The organism is Citrobacter sp. Ce104, from assembly GCF_030334595.1.
Classification (GTDB): domain Bacteria; phylum Pseudomonadota; class Gammaproteobacteria; order Enterobacterales; family Enterobacteriaceae; genus Citrobacter; species Citrobacter europaeus.
In genome coordinates this window covers 581,784-598,558 of the sequence record NZ_JAOWDP010000069.1, presented here as the reverse complement: position 1 = coordinate 598,558, position 16,775 = coordinate 581,784, and the positions used below count along the sequence as shown (strand labels likewise).

Annotated in this window: 14 protein-coding genes; 2 read left to right on the top strand and 12 right to left on the bottom strand. The window is 51.4% G+C overall.

Annotated features, from left to right (window positions below; genetic code table 11):
* Positions 1–154: 154 nt before the first annotated feature.
* The 4 genes from pdeR to fabI form a co-directional block, all read right to left on the bottom strand.
* Positions 155–2,146: a cyclic di-GMP phosphodiesterase gene (pdeR, locus tag OGW16_RS25585; RefSeq protein WP_043016159.1), complete on the bottom strand. Its 1,992-nt coding sequence runs from the start codon at positions 2,144–2,146 to the stop codon at positions 155–157.
* A 265-nt stretch (positions 2,147–2,411) separates the two neighbouring features.
* Complete coding sequence (locus tag OGW16_RS25580) at positions 2,412–4,346, bottom strand: exoribonuclease II (RefSeq protein ID WP_080625247.1); 1,935 nt, start codon at positions 4,344–4,346, stop codon at positions 2,412–2,414.
* Between the two features lie 89 nt (positions 4,347–4,435).
* Positions 4,436–5,581, bottom strand: coding sequence for a carboxymuconolactone decarboxylase family protein (locus OGW16_RS25575; protein WP_080625246.1), 1,146 nt, complete (start codon positions 5,579–5,581; stop codon positions 4,436–4,438).
* A 200-nt stretch (positions 5,582–5,781) separates the two neighbouring features.
* Positions 5,782–6,570 (bottom strand): enoyl-ACP reductase FabI, encoded by a 789-nt coding sequence (gene fabI, locus OGW16_RS25570; RefSeq protein ID WP_043016162.1) that lies wholly within the window; start codon positions 6,568–6,570, stop codon positions 5,782–5,784.
* A 408-nt stretch (positions 6,571–6,978) separates the two neighbouring features.
* Here fabI and OGW16_RS25565 point away from each other — a divergent pair, with 408 nt between their 5' ends.
* Positions 6,979–7,668, top strand: a complete 690-nt coding sequence (locus OGW16_RS25565) for an EAL domain-containing protein (RefSeq protein WP_172863310.1) — start codon at positions 6,979–6,981, stop codon at positions 7,666–7,668.
* Between the two features lie 38 nt (positions 7,669–7,706).
* Here OGW16_RS25565 and sapF read toward each other — a convergent pair whose 3' ends face one another.
* From sapF to OGW16_RS25535, 6 genes are all read right to left on the bottom strand, one after another.
* The gene (gene sapF, locus OGW16_RS25560; RefSeq protein ID WP_043016164.1) at positions 7,707–8,513 is read right to left on the bottom strand and encodes a peptide ABC transporter ATP-binding protein SapF; all 807 of its coding nucleotides are present in this window, start codon (positions 8,511–8,513) and stop codon (positions 7,707–7,709) included.
* A gap of 1 nt (position 8,514) precedes the next feature.
* Positions 8,515–9,507, bottom strand: coding sequence for a peptide ABC transporter ATP-binding protein SapD (sapD, locus tag OGW16_RS25555; RefSeq protein WP_043016165.1), 993 nt, complete (start codon positions 9,505–9,507; stop codon positions 8,515–8,517).
* Positions 9,507–10,397 (bottom strand): peptide ABC transporter permease SapC, encoded by an 891-nt coding sequence (sapC, locus tag OGW16_RS25550; RefSeq protein WP_043016166.1) that lies wholly within the window; start codon positions 10,395–10,397, stop codon positions 9,507–9,509. Before sapC ends, sapD begins: the two co-directional genes overlap by 1 nt.
* Positions 10,384–11,349, bottom strand: a complete 966-nt coding sequence (gene sapB / locus OGW16_RS25545; RefSeq protein WP_043016167.1) for a peptide ABC transporter permease SapB — start codon at positions 11,347–11,349, stop codon at positions 10,384–10,386. The genes sapC and sapB overlap by 14 nt, the downstream gene beginning before the upstream one ends.
* Positions 11,346–12,989 carry an ABC transporter substrate-binding protein SapA gene (gene sapA, locus OGW16_RS25540; RefSeq protein WP_047410878.1) on the bottom strand — a complete coding sequence of 548 codons (1,644 nt, stop codon included), beginning with the start codon at positions 12,987–12,989 and terminating at the stop codon, positions 11,346–11,348. Before sapA ends, sapB begins: the two co-directional genes overlap by 4 nt.
* Before the next feature lie 340 nt (positions 12,990–13,329).
* Positions 13,330–13,722, bottom strand: coding sequence for a YdeI family stress tolerance OB fold protein (locus tag OGW16_RS25535; protein ID WP_286519263.1), 393 nt, complete (start codon positions 13,720–13,722; stop codon positions 13,330–13,332).
* A 249-nt stretch (positions 13,723–13,971) separates the two neighbouring features.
* Here OGW16_RS25535 and OGW16_RS25530 point away from each other — a divergent pair, with 249 nt between their 5' ends.
* Positions 13,972–14,880 (top strand): SDR family oxidoreductase, encoded by a 909-nt coding sequence (locus tag OGW16_RS25530; protein ID WP_047410880.1) that lies wholly within the window; start codon positions 13,972–13,974, stop codon positions 14,878–14,880.
* A gap of 91 nt (positions 14,881–14,971) precedes the next feature.
* On the opposite strand, the gene OGW16_RS25525 is transcribed toward OGW16_RS25530, so the two are convergent.
* Together OGW16_RS25525 and pspF are read right to left on the bottom strand one after the other, a co-directional pair.
* Positions 14,972–15,616: a quinolone resistance pentapeptide repeat protein QnrB27 gene (locus tag OGW16_RS25525; RefSeq protein WP_032494874.1), complete on the bottom strand. Its 645-nt coding sequence runs from the start codon at positions 15,614–15,616 to the stop codon at positions 14,972–14,974.
* A gap of 96 nt (positions 15,617–15,712) precedes the next feature.
* A complete protein-coding gene (pspF, locus tag OGW16_RS25520) occupies positions 15,713–16,702 on the bottom strand; it encodes a phage shock protein operon transcriptional activator (protein WP_167373448.1) in 990 nt (329 codons plus the stop codon).
* Positions 16,703–16,775: the final 73 nt, after the last annotated feature.

The following is a 16,775-nucleotide window of genomic DNA, read 5'->3' as shown; positions in this document are numbered from 1 at the left end:
GAATTTCATGATGCAGAATTTCATGGCAAAAGAGAAGGGAAAAATAGTATTAACCTGAACGATTGGAGAATATTATATATTCTGTGATTACATGCAGATAAGATCTCCATGTAATGTCCATTTATGGCTATTCACTACGTATAATTTCTCTACATTAACGCAATTTTTTACTCAGATGTCGGCGATACCAACGTTCAAATGCGGCTGCTGGCATTGGTTTAGCGAATAAAAACCCCTGACGCTCATTGACGCCATTTTTGGTCAGAAACGCATCCTCTTTCGCGCTTTCCACGCCTTCAGCAATCACCTGCAGGTTTAGCGCCTGTGCTACTGCAACAATGGCTCGCACCAGCGACTGTGAAATGGATTGCTTGTGTACATCTCGGACAAATGTCTGATCCAGTTTAATTGCATCCAGCGGGAAGCGGGCCAGTTGCGACAGCGACGAATAACCGGTACCAAAATCATCCAAATGGATTTGCGCTCCCAACTGGCTAAATTGCTGAATAACGGACAACGCCAGTTGTTCATTTTCAATCAGGCTGCTTTCCGTTAATTCAACATCGATGGGGCAATACTCAAAGTTGAGTTCCTGAAGTACCTGCTTCAGTGCGGTAAAAAGCGTCTGGTCGGCGAGCTGGCGGGCAGAAACGTTTACCGCCACGCGCAGGTTTATGCCCTTGGCGCGCCATTTCGCGACCTGGCGCACTACGTCGAGAATAACCCAACGACCCAGCGGGACGATGAGCCCCGATTCTTCGGCGTAGGAGATAAACTCCAGTGGGGGAATGAGGCCACGTTCCGGGGACTGCCAGCGTACCAGCGCCTCCAGACTACGCACTTCACCGCGCCAGGTTATCTTTGGCTGATAATGGATAACCAACTGATCGTTTTCCAGCGCCTTACGCAGATTGGTATCCAGCCACAGATATTCAAATACGCGCTGATTCATTTCCGGAGAGAAAACACAAAACTGTCCGCGACCGCCTTCTTTTGCGGTGTACATGGCTGTATCCGCATTACGAATGACGCTCTCGCAGTCCTGACCATGCTGAGGTGCGAGGGAAATACCAATAGAGCATCCGGTATAGATTTCAATCAGGCCGATGCGAAATGGCTGGCGCAGGCGCGTCAGAATGCGTGATGCGGTAGCTTCCAGTGTGCCCTGGGATGTTTCGGTGGCCAGGACAATGAATTCATCGCCGCCAAACCGCGCCAGTATCTGGTTGTCGTCGAGACAACTGAGGATTGCCAGCGATACGCTTTGTAATAATTGATCGCCAAACATATGCCCGTAGGCATCGTTTACCTTTTTGAAGTTATCCAGATCGAGGTACACAATCCCGACCTGCGTATCGCCTGCGTTCTCAATCGCATTGCCGATCAGTTCATGAATTGCGTTGCGGTTAGGTAAGCCTGTGATGGAGTCGGTATTTGCCAACACCCGCAGTCGCTCCTGCGCGCGGCGTTCTTCAGTGATATCGGTCCCGGAACAGATCAGAAATATTTCGTTCTTGCCGCTACCGTTATGCACAAATTTATTGCGAAACAGAAACAGACGCTGGCCTTTGCAGGTTTTCACCCAGCGCTCAACCTCATACGAATTACCTTCGCGGAAAAAGACCTCGATATTGCGCCGTGAAGCCGCAGCCTCACGTCGACTCATAAATAATGTGAATACACTTTGGCCAATAACTTCACGTTCTTTGAGGCCAGTGTACTCTTCACACAGGCGATTAAACCGCTGAATGTTGCCCATCCGGTCAAGAATGACAATAACGGAATTGGCTTCAGAAACGACCTGTTCGGCAAAAGAGAGCCCGTGAGCCAGGTCGCGGGCGACGGAAGGGGTGTCATCCCAGGCGGATGCGCTTCCGGCCCATTCGCGTTTATTGATTTTTCGACCGACCAGATGCACAGGTATGTCGTCATCTTCAATGGGCAACGTCATTAACAGACTTGACGTAATCACCGTCATCTCGCGAATGCGATCGGCTTGTTCAGGTGATAACTCGATGGTCTGATCGGCGCCTGACGTTTCGTCGATAGAGAAATGCAGGATGTTGCAATCCTCTGACAAACGCCAGTAGGGGTTATGAGTGCCCACATAGCTATACAACGTAACCAGCTCCCGGACGTCTTTCATGATGTGTACTATCCCGTTTAAAGCGCATAGAGCCTCAAAAGTAAGGGTAGCCATGATTCATTCAGGGTGATTATGGCTGAACGTATTGTTTTTTTTATATATTTATGTGTAATCCAGAATCCGTAAAAAGCAAAGCAAACGGAACTGAAAATAGTAAAAAAATAATTTTGACCGATTGAAAGAAGTGTAGTGCCTGGTGGGAATTTGGGCGGAAAAAAGAAAACGACCTTTCACAAAATGAGAAAGGTCGCTGGATTACGACATTTTACATAGCGGGACGTGCGATAACGCTGCGAGTTTCCATCCGCACTTCGGCGATAGTTACGTCAATCACATCCGTGACTTTGTAAACCACTTCACCTTTAATTTGTACGGTGCCGCTTTCCTGGCTGCATACCAGTTCGTCACGAACGGCGTGCAGGAACGGGGCAGGAATAAATGCAACAGCGCCATTATCAATTAAACGCACACGCATGCCGCCACGGCTGACGTCAATGATCTCGGCTGCAAAGCGGGTATCGGTCCCGGCTTTGTCGCTCAGGAAACGGGCGTATAACCAGTCACCAACATCACGCTCAGCCATCCGGTTCAGGCGACGACGTTCCGCCATTTGCACGGTGGTATCATCCTGAGGGCGGGCGATGTTTTCACCTTTGATGACGGCCTTAAGCAGGCGGTGGTTGATCATATCGCCATACTTACGAATAGGAGATGTCCAGGTGGCATAAGCCTCCAGACCCAGCCCAAAGTGCGGACCTGGCTCGATACTTATTTCAGCGTAAGACTGGAAGCGGCGAATTCGACTGTCGAGGAAACCAGAAGGCTGTGCATCCAGTTCGCGGCGCAGTTTGCAGAAACCTTCCAGCGTCAGGACCTCTTCGGCATCCACGTGCATGCCATGGGTTTTCAGCAGCGCGGCCAGAGCGTCGGCGTTAGCGGGGTCAAATCCCATATGGACGTTATAAATACCGAAGCCCAGCTTGTCGCGAAGCACGCGGGCGGCACAAATGTTCGCCGCAATCATGGATTCTTCCACGATACGGTTTGCGATGCGGCGCGGTTCTGCGACGATGTCCAGCACTTCGCCTTTTTCACCCAGAACGAAACGGTAATCCGGGCGATCTTTAAATACCAGTGCATGATTATGACGCCACTCACCACGACTCAGGCAAATACGGTGCAGCAGGCGGATTTGTTCAGCAATCGCGTCGTTTTCAGGCTGCCAGTCGCCTGCGCCTTCCAGCCAGTCGGAGACGTTGTCGTAGACCAGCTTCGCTTTCGACTCAATCGTTGCTGCGAAGAACGTGATGTTGTCTTCAATCGCGCCATCCGCGGTGATGGTCATCCGACATGCCAGAACCGGACGCTCAACGTTTGCACGTAGAGAGCACAAATCGTCAGACAGTTCACGTGGCAGCATCGGGATATTGAATCCCGGCAGATAGTTAGTAAACGCGCGAATTTTTGCCGTTTTATCCAGTTTGCTGCCTTCTGCAATCCAGGCGGTAGGATCGGCAATGGCGACTGTTAATTGCAGTTTGCCGTCGGCCAGTTCTTCAGCATACAGCGCATCGTCCATATCTTCGGTACTGGCGCTGTCGATGGTGACAAAGTTGAGGGCGGTTAAGTCCTCACGAATCAGACCTTCATCCAGCATCTCAGTTGCCACACCGTCCGGTGCTTCCTTTTCGAGATTATGGCGTGCCAGCGTGACCCACCACGGAACAAAGTGGTCATCAGCAAACGTGATAAATTGGGTTAACTCGGCATAGAAGGTGCGATCGCCTTTCAGCGGGTGGCGGCGCATTTCAGCTACGGCCCAATCACCTTCTTTAAATTCATGCTCGACGCCGCGGGCGGCACGGCAAGGGATAGCATCTTTCAGTAACGGATGATCTGGCACAATCGCCAGGCGGTCATTTTTGCCCTGAACTTTACCCACGAAGCGCGTCAGGAAGGGTTCGATCAGTTCTTCCGGCTCGGCAGATTCACGATCTTTTTCTGTATGGATAACCGCTACTATACGGTCGCCATGCATGACTTTTTTCATCTGCGGGGGCGGAATGAAATAGCTTTTTTGTGCATCGACTTCCAGGAAGCCAAAGCCTTTTTCCGTGGCTTTTACCACCCCTTCAGCACGTGGCGTCTGGGAATGCAGTTGCTGTTTAAGCTGCGCTAGCAGCGGGTTGTCCTGAAGCATAATTGTCTATTTTCGTGGCTAAAAGAGCGGCTGACAGTTTTACGCGATTCTATCAGTTGCGGCAAGCGCTCTTTCAGTAAGTGGATCGGTTAACAAGTCTCGCCCAGCGCGATTTTCAAGCGATTCAACCATCCGCACAATCCGCTCCAGGCCAGCAGGTTAATCGCTTGTTCAGAGGAGATGTCCTGATCGAACAAGGGAGTTAACAGCGTGGCGCTAAAGCGGTCAGGCGCTCGGGTTAGCCATTGTACCGCCTGCAGGGTGACGCGCTCAACCGGATGTCGTTGTTCCCAACGCTGTAATTCACGCTCATCCAGGCGAAGCAGGGCGATGACCTCGGCTAATTCATTTGCTGTGTGAGTATGTTCATTAAAGCAGGCCACGCTGCCGTTAATCCGTGACGTCATTAGCACCGTCAGAGAAAATGCCCGCGCCGGTACAGCGCTGCGCCGGGTACTGGAAATAAGCGTCGCAAGTAAATCCAAAATGACCGGTGAATGTATCAGTAATGGCGCCAGAGCTTGCAGTTCATCGGGATAACGTCTGGTCGCCGCCTCATCAAGACCAGGATGTTTTTCTATCGGGAATGGCGCAGCGTGCCAGGTTGTGTTTGTTGCATTAAATGGCGCAGCGTGAGCGAATTGCTGTATATCCAGTCCCGGAATTCGGCGTACCGGATGTCCGGACCAGGCCTGAAACAGGGCTACGATACGGGCCTGAAAACCGACGAATCCGATAATTTGATTCATCAAAATGGTATCGCTGGTGGTCAGCCCGACAGCATCCAGATGCTGGCGATCGCGTGCACCTATCACGGCAGGAGAGCTGGCAAGTTGACGCGCATATTGGGTGATTTGCGCCAGTCGATGGTTACTCTCCCGTGAGGAGTCCGGCCCAGGAAGCGGTGTTAAACGTGCGGCATAGTGATTACACAATCGCTGGACGCCATACACCTGAGCGACAGTTAAGGCTGTACTCATCCGATCATAGGCGCTGAATGTGTGCATCTGATCCTGGTTTACATGAGCCGGGAAGAGGGTCTGGGCGAGTTTACGGGCAGGAGTTAACCAGGATTGAAAAGGCAAAAGGGCGTCATCAGGTATCGCCAGATCCAGTAAAAAGCTGTCGTCGACATGAGCGGCTTCCGGCACCAGCGGCAAAACATCTTGCGGATACGTGCTGGATTGCGTCTCATGATACCAGTGGCTTTTGCCTTCAATTCGGCGTTGTTCCATGGGCGGTCCTTGGTCTAAAAAGTGGCGACCCGGACACGTCGTCATACCACTACGCCGGATCGTTTGCGCTGCAATATCCTGACGTAAGCAGAAGAGGGGATGAAAGATTGTTACGTGATAATAAATATCAGAAAAGCATATATGGCGGCGGGTAGAGAAGAGTCATGGGCGGGTTAATTCCGCCCATTGAGGACTTACGATTATTTCAGTTCCAGCTCGTTCATAGCCGCGATACTGAAGCCACCATCGACGTGAACGACTTCACCAGAGATGCCGGCAGCGAGATCGGAGCACAGGAATGCCGCGGAGTTACCCACATCTTCAATGGTTACAGTGCGGCGAATCGGCGTAACCGCTTCACAATGCGCCAGCATTTTACGGAAATCTTTAATGCCGGAAGCGGCAAGTGTCCGGATAGGACCTGCGGAAATAGCGTTCACACGCACGCCTTCAGGACCCATCGCATTAGCCATGTAGCGAACGTTCGCTTCCAGAGAGGCTTTCGCCAGGCCCATCACATTGTAGTTAGGGATGGCGCGCTCAGCGCCTAAATAGGATAGCGTCAGCAGCGCAGAGCCTGGATTCAGCATGGAACGGCAGGCCTTTGCCATCGCTACAAAGCTGTAAGCGCTGATGTCATGAGCAATTTTGAAGCCTTCGCGGGTGACTGCATTCACGTAGTCGCCATCCAGTTGGTCAGCGGGCGCGAATCCAATTGAGTGAACGAAACCATCGAATTTCGGCCAGGCTTTGCTTAGTTCCGAAAACATTGCATCAATGCTGGCGTCTTCCGCCACATCACACTGCAGTACGATGCTGGAACCCAGTTGAGCTGCAAATTCTTCCACGCGGACTTTTAGTTTGTCGTTCTGGTATGTGAAAGCCAGTTCAGCGCCTTCGCGATGCATTGCCTGAGCGATACCCCAGGCGATAGAAAGTTTGCTGGCAAGACCCGTTACCAGAATACGCTTACCGGAAAGGAAACCCATAGTTTTAATCCTTATGGTCATTGCTTATTTTTAGCAATCAATGAGTTATGATCACAATTTCAAGCTTGCCCGAAATGGGGCTGCAATTATATCCCACTCTTTGTTCCTTGTAGAAGAGTAATCAGCCCGCAGTGACAATCACTACCCATGACATATGAAGATTATACAAGCGCGGAAGGATGGAGAAAATACAAGGCTTTAAAGGCATCTCAATGGTATTATTAGCTGCTAGCTTATGTTTATAAACATAGCAAGGTAGGAACTTTCTTAAAACAAAAAATATGACCAGATTCAGTTCTTTATGATATATTGTTTTTATCGATCGATATTGATACATTGATCGATATTATTGATTGATTGTGATTAAAAGTGCATTATCAGGAAGTTATGATCAATTGGAGTGGTCTTATGCACTATCATTTCATCGCGGAACCGATGAGAGACACAACTGATACGTTACTGGGAGTTGAGATGAGCGCCCGGTTTACTTCAGATACGGTTTCTCCGTTACATCCGGAGTTCATCATTTCAGCGTGGAATAGCGAACAAAAACGTCATTTCATGCTCGAGCAAATTCGATTAATTGCCGAAAAACGTGACTGGTTTGAAAGCCACAACCTTTTCTGTACTCTGAACCTTATTGATGAAATGGCGCTACTGGCGATTGGAGACCCGATTGTCAAATCGGCATTACATGCAATGCCATTTGTTGCACTGGAGCTTTCAGAACGCTTTCTGACGAATACCGTGTGTCTGAATAATCTACTGATTAATTCACTTCGCGACGGCCCAAACGCATTATGGCTGGGCGATCTGGGTTCCGGCAGCATTGGTGCCAGTCCGCTGGTGTGCGGTCGTTTTGACGTTGTGAAGCTGGATCGTGGTTTCTTCCTGGAGCAGGTTGAAAAACCAATGTTCCCGGTGCTAATGAAAAACATTCGTGAATATTGCGACCGTATTGCAGTGGAGGGCGTGGAAACAGCACATCTTATCGACGAGGCAGGCGCTGCGGGTGTTTGGGTGATGCAGGGAACCCTTTTCCCTTCGGTTGCTTTTAGCGAGGTAGATACACTGCTCTTACCCAGCGTTTGCCACTGAGTGCAAAATTGCCCTCCGCTGAAGGAGGGCTGCATCTGCTAGCGATCTTTACGCCACGCGTCAGCGGTAAGCGCTTCGCCGAAATGGCCTGCAATCAGGCGACGGGTAAGCTCATGCAGCGGCGAGGCCAGAACATCTGCTGTGCTGCCGCGTTCAACTACTTCCCCCTGGTGCATGACTAATACCTGATCGCTGATATGCTTCATCATGCCGATGTGCTGGGTCACATAAATATATGAAATACCCTGTTTTTCCTGCAATTCCAGCATCAGATTGATGAGCTGCGAACGCATCGACATGTCGAGAGAGGCCAGAGCCTCGTCGGCGATAATTACTTTGGGTCGTAAAATGAGCGCTCGAGCAAGGCCCAGACGCTGTTTTTGTCCCGGGGCCAGCATATGCGGGTAATAACTCACATGGTCAGGCAGCAGACCGACCATACGCATGGTCTCGACGATCTGCTTGCGACGCTGTTCCGGCTCGAGGTCGGTGTTAAGACGTAGCGGGAAATCGAGGATCTGTGAGATACGCTGCCGCGGGTTAAGTGACGTTGACGGATCCTGGAAAATCATCCTGATACGCTGACTACGGAATGAGTAATCGCCATATTTTAACGGGTGATCGTCAATCAGTACCTCACCGCTGGTGGGCTCAATCATACCGGCCAGCATCTTCGCCAGAGTAGATTTACCAGAACCATTTTCGCCTATCACGGCGAGCGTCTGACGCTCGCGCAGGGTAAAGCTCAGGGGCTTAACGGCTTCAACGGTCTGACGGCGAAATAAGCCCGTCCGGTAGCGAAAGGTTTTGCTCAGATTACGAACTTCGAGCAGGGTTTCTACCATCTCACTCTCTCTCCATATTCAGCGGGAAATGACAGGCGTAGAGATGATTCTTTGCTCCGGTCAGTCTTGGGGTTTCGATACATTCGCGCTGAGCATAAGGGCAGCGCGGCCCCAGACGACAGCCGATAGGTAATTGTTCCAGCAATGGAATTGCTCCTGGCATGGTATTCAGGCGGCTTTTGTGCGGCATTGCGCTACCAAAATCAGGAATGGCGCGAATCAACGCCTGAGTGTAAGGATGATGCGGAATCGTCACCAGGTCCTTACTGGGCGCAGTTTCCACCGTTTGCCCGCAGTACATCACGTTAACTTTGTCTGCCCACTGGCTGAGCATTTGCAGGTCATGGCTTATCAGCAAAATGGTGGTGTTGCTGTTTTGATTTAGCCGGGTCAGCAGGCGGAAAATTTGCGCCTGAGTGGTGGGTTCCATCGCGTTCGTCGGTTCGTCGGCAATCAGCAAGCGTGGCTGATTAGCCAGGGCGATAGCGATCATCACCTTCTGGCATTCGCCGTCGGTGAGTTCGTACGGGAAGCTGCGCATGGCATCTTTATGATCTTTTATCCCGACGCGGTGCAGGAGTTCAATCGCGCGGCGTTTGCGCCAGCCAATGCGCTGCCACCAGCGGCCCTTGTAGGTCCATGCCGGAATATTTTGCATTAGCTGACGTCCGATGCGCTCGGAGGGGTCGAGACACGATTGCGGTTCCTGAAAGATCATAGAAACGTTATGACCGACCAGCTTGCGTCGTTCACGAGCTGAAAGGCGCAGCAGATCGATATCATCAAAGCGCATACGGTCTGCGGTTACGCGCCAGTTATCTTTAGCAACGCCGCAAATGGCCTTGGCGATCAGGCTTTTTCCGGACCCGGACTCGCCGACCAGCCCGCGGATTTCACCTTCATTGAGGGTCATGCTGACGCGGTCAACCGCCTTTACCCACTCGTCGCCGGTCCTGAATTCAATGGTCAGGTTACGGATATCCAGTAATGGCATTATTCCACCCCCGCAATAATTGCGCGGCGCACGCCATCACCCAGCAGGTTAACCAGCAGCACGCTTATCATAATCGCTGCACCTGGCAGCATCACCGTCCACGGCGCGACATAAATCAGCTCCAGCGCGTCGCCCAGCATGGCTCCCCATTCTGGTGACGGCAACTGTGCGCCAAGGTCGAGAAAACCCAGCGCGGCGATGTCCAGAATCGCCATCGACAGCGCACGGGTAATTTCGGTGATAAGCCCGGCGGTAATATTGGGCAGAACGGCGAACCACAGAATATTGAGTGTGGTTGCGCCGTCCAGACGAGCGGCAATAACGTACTCTTTTTCCAGCTCGTCATGCACCATGCTGTAGACGGAGCGTACCATGCGCGGCAGCAGCGCCAGCCAGACGGCAAACATCGCGTGGGTCAGATGCGGCCCCGCAAAGGCCACCACAATAATCGCCAGCAGCAGCGAAGGGATCGAGAGCAGAGTGTCCAGAATGTGGTTCAGTACCGCGGAGCGCAAACCGTGCGTCGCACCGGCAACCACGCCCAGCAACAGACCACACAGGGTAGCGGCGAGGGTGACGACAAACGCGCCGCCAACGGTCGGGGCCGCACCGCTGAGCAGGCGGCTTAACACGTCACGCCCCAGATCGTCAGTTCCGAGGAAAAATGAGACTTCGCCATAGCGCGACCATGACGGCGGTAAAAGCTGATAACCGAGAAACTGCTGGTCGATGCCATAAGGGGCAAACCAACCGCCAAAAACACACAGAATCGCTAATCCCGCGCAACCATACAGGCCAATCATCGCCGTCGCATCGCCGTAAAAATTACGCCATGCGGTGCGTAGCGTACCCGGTGGGCGCTTTTCGCTGTAGACGCTATCGTAAGGCATACCATTCCTTATGTTTCAGAGGGTTAGCCATAGCACCCAAAATATCAGAGATGACGTTGACGATGATAACCAGTGAGCCAATCACCATAACGCCCGCCGAAATCGCCGCGTAATCCTGCTGGCGAATCGCGTTAATCAGCCAACGGCCAAGGCCAGGCCAGCTAAAGACCATCTCGGTGATCATCGCCAGCGTCAGCATGGTGGAAAACTGTAAACCCAGGCGCGGGATCACCGGCGGGAGGGCGTTGTGCAGGACGTGACGGCGCAGAATTGTTAAGCGTGACAGACCACGCGTGGCGGCCGCTTTGATGTAGTTTTGATCAAAGACCTCGATGGTGCTGATACGCATCAGGCGAATAACTTCGGTAGTAGGGGCGACGGAAAGCGTCAACACCGGGAGCACCATGTGCCGGATTGCGCTGACCAGCATTTCATCGCGCCAGGGCGAGTCGGAGATCCACGCATCAATAATGGCAAAACCGGTAACGGGTTTTACTTCGTAGAGCAGATCAAAACGGCCCGACACGGGAAGCCAGCCGAGGGTCAGTGAGAAGAGCAATGTCAGCAACAGCGCCAGCCAAAAAACCGGAATCGAAAAACCCATTAGCGCTAATGCGCTGATGCAGCGGTCCTGCCATTTGTTCCGCGTGATGCCTGCCAACATACCAACGGGGATCCCGACCATCAGCGCAAAACCAAAGGCCAGAATGCACAGTTCCATCGTCGCCGGGAACACCTCCTTCAACTGTTCTGAAATCAATTGGCCATTAATACTGGAGACGCCGAAATCCCAGTGGATGAGGCCATTGAACCAGAATACCCAGGCGTTCCACAGTGATGCGCCCTGTAACGGCGCATGAGGTGTGAAGTAGCTCAGACTGAATCCAATAAAGGTCAGAAAGAACAGGGTGATCAGCAGCAATAAAAAACGGCGCAAGGTGAAGATAATCATGGTTTTTTCACCTCATCTTTCTTTTCCCTGGAAACCCCGGCAAAAGAGGCATTACCGAACGGACTGAGCACCAGCCCTTTAATATCGTAGCGGTAAGCCTGCAGACGCAGTGAAGAGGCCAGCGGCAGGATTGGTAACTCTTTCGCGAGAATATTTTGCGCTTCGTCATAGGCATCAATTCGCGATGAGAGCTGCTGCGACGAGAGGGCTTTGCGCAGAACGCTGTCAAATTCCGGATTACACCAGTGGGCGAAGTTGGTTTGCGAGTTGATGGCGGCACAGCTTAGCAACGGTCGGAAAAAACTGTCAGGATCGTTACTGTCCGTCGCCCAGCCGGATAACGTCAGATCATGGTTCATATCCATTAATCGCGCCTCCTGAAATCGACCTTCTACCGGAATGATTTTCACTTTCACACCCACCTGAGCCATATCTGCCTGAATCAGCTCGGCGGTTTTCAGCGGACTTGGGTTCCAGGCCTGTGAGCTGGTGGGAACCCAAAGTTGCAAGGTCAGGTTCTCCAGCCCGAGCGCTTTTAACTGTTCGCGCGATTTTGCCGGGTTGTATTCTGTAATTTTAGCTTCGTTGTCATATGCCCACGAGGCGCGAGGCAAAATAGATGCTGCTGTTTCCGCCGTCCCGTAGTAGATGGACTGCATCAGCCGTTGGTTATTAATGGCCAGCGCCAGCGCATGCCGCACGGCAGGGTTATCCAGCGGCGGTTTATTGGTGTTGAATGCCAGATACGCGATGTTCATCCCCGGACGCAGCGTCAGACGCAGGCGCGGGTCATCACGCAAAATGCTGAGCTGGCTGGCGGCAGGCCAGGCCAGAACGTCGCACTCACCGGTCAGGAGTTTCGATAAGCGTCCGGTGCCGCCGGAGCCAAGGTCCACAACCACCTGCGGCATCAGCGGAGTACCACGCCAGAATTTTTCATGACGCTGCAGTCGAATATATTGGCCGGCGCGATTCTCCGAAAGCTGGTATGGGCCCGTGCCGACGGGTTGTCTGTCGAGCAGTTCCTGGCGATCCTGTTTTGCAAGGTTAGCCGCATATTCCGCTGACATCACCGAAGCATAGTGCGTGGCAAGGTGCCACATAAAGGAGGCATCGGGCTGGGTTAAGCGAAATTCAACGGTGTTATTGTCCAGCTTGCGTACGCTTTGGACGTTATCGGCGAACTGTAAACTGTCGAAGTAGGGGAAACTACTGCCGTTCACATTATGCCACGGATGTTGGCGATCAAAGATGCGCTCGAAGGTAAACACCACGTCGTCCGCATTTAGTTTACGGGTGGGGGTAAACCAGGCAGTCTTCTGAAACTGGACGTCACGACGCAGGTGGAAGCGGTAGGTTGCACCGTTATCCAGCACCTCCCAGCTTTCGGCCAGCTCAGGCACCAGTCGATAGGTGTACGGGTCGACATCAAGCAGTCGGTCATACAATTGGGCCGCCAGCGTGTCGACGATGAGGCCGCTGCTCGCTTTTTGCGGATTGAACGTATTGACCTGCCCGCTGACGCAATAGACAAAGCCGCTGTCACGAATATCGGCGTGCGAAGCCTGTTCAGGCGCGGCAGCAGCCTGACCACTCAGAAATCCAGCCATCACGATCAGAGATGATAAAACCAGGCGCATAATTTTAAAGGATTATAAATAAAGAGGCTATCTTACTAATACTTAATGACATTTGCCATTACCGTTTGTGTTTGGGGGCAGCAAGGGTGATAACCGCGAATTCAACATCGCGACATGTTCAACATTCATACCCGCTATCCACTTTGAATCTACTCTGTTAACTATCTTAGCATTTTCATGACCCATCTGACTCGCTTAAACGCGTGATTCGCTGGCAGACAGAAAAACGTGAGGGAAAAGAGGGGAGGAAATGACCATGACGGGCAGAAGTGAGCATTAGCAAAATCGTAGGAATAAAGAAAATCGACCGGGAAGAGTGGCTTCCTTCCCGGTTATTGCGTTACTTCTGGATCTTATTTACGCGAACCACTGGTGGTTGCATTTTCACATCGAGGCTACCGTTAATACTGATCATGTGATCGGGTTTAACCGTTCGGCCATCGAAAACCGCGTGTGGAATTAAAGTCTGGATACTGCCGGTTTTATCACGAAAGATAAATTTGTCTCCGCCTTGATCCTCGATGAGATTACCTCGTAGAGAAATGGTCGCACCGTCATGCATCGTTTTGGCCTGTTCGACAGTCATGATTCTTGCATCTTCGGTCCCACGATAACCTTCATCCAGAGCGTGGGCTGGCGGTGGAGCTGTATCATTTTTCAACCCGCCGTTATCATCAGCAAGCGCTGGCGACAATAAAAAACAACATAATAATGGCGTTATGGATAATTTCATACGTTCTCCCTTTTGCCTGGGGTGAGATGTAAATTGTGGTTGCTATTTATTAATACTGCGAACTGGAAAAGTCTCAAATGATATTGTTCAAATTAAGTCTAACGTTGGTGGGGATATAAGCGTAACGGTAGGGGGAAGTAGGGAGGGGAATATTCCGAGAAAATTAAGTACTGCTGGGGAATATAGGTCATGCCATTCACTTTGGTCTACGCTTATTAGTCTTTGTGATAAATTAAGAGAGGTAATTGCATGGCTGGCTTAAACAAGGAAAAAAAGACCATCAATAAAACCAATTCTGCGCGTTTTCCGGCGCCGCCTTTTCAACAGCAGCAGCAGCCCTTTCCAGGGCTGGCGGGGAAAATGCAACCGCGTCCCGACCATGGAGAAGACAGCTATCAGGGAAGCGGTCGCCTGAATGGGCGCAAGGTATTAATTACCGGTGGGGATTCAGGGATTGGTCGTGCTGTTGCTATTGCCTATGCTCGTGAAGGCGCTGATGTTGCGATCAACTATTTACCTGAAGAAGAAGACGATGCGCGTGAAGTGGTCGACCTGATAAAAAAAGCAGGCAGAAATGTTTTGGCCATCCCCGGAGATATCCGTGATGAGGCTTTTTGCGGTCATCTGGTAACACAGGCGGTTAAAGGACTTGGAGGGTTGGATATCCTCGTCAATAATGCGGGTCGTCAGCAATTTTGTGAGTCAATTGAGGAACTCACCACAGAAGATTTCGACGCAACATTTAAGACCAATGTCTACGCTATGTTTTGGATCACCAAAGCGGCCATACCCCATCTTTCACCAGACAGCGTGATAATTAATACCTCCTCGGTACAGGCTTATGAGCCAAGTGAAATCTTGCTTGATTATGCTCAGACTAAAGCAGCTATCGTGGCATTTACTAAATCGCTGGCGAAACAGCTGGCCCCGAAAGGGATCCGTGTTAATGCCGTCGCGCCGGGTCCATACTGGACGGTGCTGCAGTGTTGTGGCGGTCAACCGCAGGAGAAGGTGGAGAAATTTGGGGCAAATGCGCCGCTGGGACGTCCTGGACAACCGGTGGAAATCGCGCCGCTTTATGTCACCCTGGCCGCTCAGGAGAACAGCTATACGTCTGGTCAGGTCTGGTGTTCTGATGGGGGAACCGGAACCCTCTAACGTTTATGCTCTGTACGTCGAAAGTGACTTTTAAGGCAAAGACGAACACTATTGTATAAGGGCGGGAGCGGTACTTACCGCTCCGAGAATGCTAACCAATCACCGCGATACCAAGCCGCTCCATCAGCAACGCTGCCTGATAGCTATCCAATTTGACGCCTTGTAAATCTACACCCCGAATATCTAAATCACCCAGTTCTGAATTGGTCAAATCACAGTGCGTGAAGTTTGCGGCCCGCCAGTCGAACGCTGAAAATTCACCGCCCGAGAGATCTGATCCACTGAACGTTGCACCCGCTACCTGAGTTCCCATCCAGCGGTTTTCCCACAGCTCGCACTTTTCCAGGACAACCTTCGAAAAGTTGGCGTAGCTTAGATTGGTATTCGTGATGTATGCGCTGCAAAACCAGGTCCGCGTGGTGATCATGTTCATAAAACTCGCGCCGCGAAAATCTGAACCCTGCGCGCGGCAGTGGCGAATTTCAATTCCCAGGGCACTGGCGTTGCGAAAATCCGCCATGGATAAATCGCAACTTTTAAAAATGGCATCTTTCAGCATTGCGCGACTAAAATTACACCCTTTCTGGCTTTCGCGATCATAAAACTGACAGCCGATAAATTCAGTGCCGCTAAGATCGGCCCCTGAAAAATCACAGTTAAAAAAAGTACTGTTTTCAACTTTTTCCCCGGTGAAGCGGTTTCTGTCAATTTTTTCGCTAACTAATGCCAGAGTCATAATGATATACCTGTTTTTTTATACAGTGATTTCATCATGGTAATCTGTTTTAACGCTATGCGTCAAATCCTCCAGTATAACGTCGGCGAAAGTGTCCTAAATCTGGTGTTTCTTCAGCAAGGCACGAAGCTGATGGTAAGTCAGACCCAGTAGTTCAGCGGCCTTTTTCTGATTAAATTTCGCTTGCTGCAAGCTGGTTTGTAAAAAGTCTTTCTCTTGTTGCTGCTGGAATTCACGCAAATCCAGCGGTAATGCTGCAGATGCCAGCGTTGTTTCCTCTACCTGCGGCTGCGCAACATGGCGACGGAAGGGGTCGATGATTATCTCATCCAGCGGGTAATCGCTGGTACCGTGCCGGTATACGGAACGCTCCACGACGTTTTTTAGTTCACGAATATTGCCCGGCCAACGGTAGTGGAGGAGGGTCTCCCTGGCCTCGGCGGTAAACCCCGGGAACAGCGGTAACCCGATCTCGCGACACATCTGAATGGCAAAGTGTTCGGCCATTAACATGATGTCGCTTTGACGCTCGCGTAACGGGGGAAGTTGCACCACGTCAAAGGCCAGACGATCCAGCAGGTCTGCGCGGAAAGTGCCTTCGCTGACCATACGTGGCAGGTCGGCATTAGTCGCACAAACCAGGCGTACGTTAACCTGCAACGGCTGGCTGCCGCCAACGCGCTCCAGCTCGCCATACTCAATGACGCGCAACAGTTTTTCCTGCACCAGCATGGGGGCAGTCGCCAGCTCGTCAAGAAACAGCGTGCCGCCATCGGCGCGTTCGAAACGTCCAGGGTGGCGTTTTTGCGCGCCGGTAAAGGCACCCGCTTCGTGACCAAACAGTTCGGAATCGAGTAAGTTCTCGTTGAGCGCCGCGCAGTTAAGTGAAATAAACGGGCCTTGCCAACGCGTAGAGAGGTAGTGCAAGCGGTTGGCAATAAGCTCTTTCCCTGTACCTCGCTCACCGATAACCAGCACAGGTTTATCCAGTGGCGCCAGATGAGAAACCTGCTCCAGCACTTCAATAAAGCTGTTTGCTTCACCCAGAAGATTATCTTTGTATTCTGCCATGATGAAATTCACCATTTGTTAGTGTTATTCACCAATTTACCCTAATTATCTCGACAGGTAAAATTAGATATAATCATTATAATCAATG

Excerpts from the sequence above, each read along its gene's own strand:
- OGW16_RS25580 (WP_080625247.1), bottom strand. The coding sequence starts at position 4,346 with ATGCTTCAGGACAACCCGCTGCTAGCGCAGCTTAAACAGCAACTGCAT.
- sapD (WP_043016165.1), bottom strand. The coding sequence starts at position 9,507 with ATGCCATTACTGGATATCCGTAACCTGACCATTGAATTCAGGACCGGC.
- OGW16_RS25530 (WP_047410880.1), top strand. The coding sequence starts at position 13,972 with ATGGCTGGCTTAAACAAGGAAAAAAAGACCATCAATAAAACCAATTCT.
- OGW16_RS25535 (WP_286519263.1), bottom strand. The coding sequence starts at position 13,722 with ATGAAATTATCCATAACGCCATTATTATGTTGTTTTTTATTGTCGCCA.
- OGW16_RS25575 (WP_080625246.1), bottom strand. The coding sequence starts at position 5,581 with ATGGAACAACGCCGAATTGAAGGCAAAAGCCACTGGTATCATGAGACG.
- fabI (WP_043016162.1), bottom strand. The coding sequence starts at position 6,570 with ATGGGTTTCCTTTCCGGTAAGCGTATTCTGGTAACGGGTCTTGCCAGC.
- sapB (WP_043016167.1), bottom strand. The coding sequence starts at position 11,349 with ATGATTATCTTCACCTTGCGCCGTTTTTTATTGCTGCTGATCACCCTG.
- sapA (WP_047410878.1), bottom strand. The coding sequence starts at position 12,989 with ATGCGCCTGGTTTTATCATCTCTGATCGTGATGGCTGGATTTCTGAGT.
- OGW16_RS25565 (WP_172863310.1), top strand. The coding sequence starts at position 6,979 with ATGCACTATCATTTCATCGCGGAACCGATGAGAGACACAACTGATACG.
- sapC (WP_043016166.1), bottom strand. The coding sequence starts at position 10,397 with ATGCCTTACGATAGCGTCTACAGCGAAAAGCGCCCACCGGGTACGCTA.
- sapF (WP_043016164.1), bottom strand. The coding sequence starts at position 8,513 with ATGGTAGAAACCCTGCTCGAAGTTCGTAATCTGAGCAAAACCTTTCGC.
- pspF (WP_167373448.1), bottom strand. The coding sequence starts at position 16,702 with ATGGTGAATTTCATCATGGCAGAATACAAAGATAATCTTCTGGGTGAA.
- OGW16_RS25525 (WP_032494874.1), bottom strand. The coding sequence starts at position 15,616 with ATGACTCTGGCATTAGTTAGCGAAAAAATTGACAGAAACCGCTTCACC.
- pdeR (WP_043016159.1), bottom strand. The coding sequence starts at position 2,146 with ATGAAAGACGTCCGGGAGCTGGTTACGTTGTATAGCTATGTGGGCACT.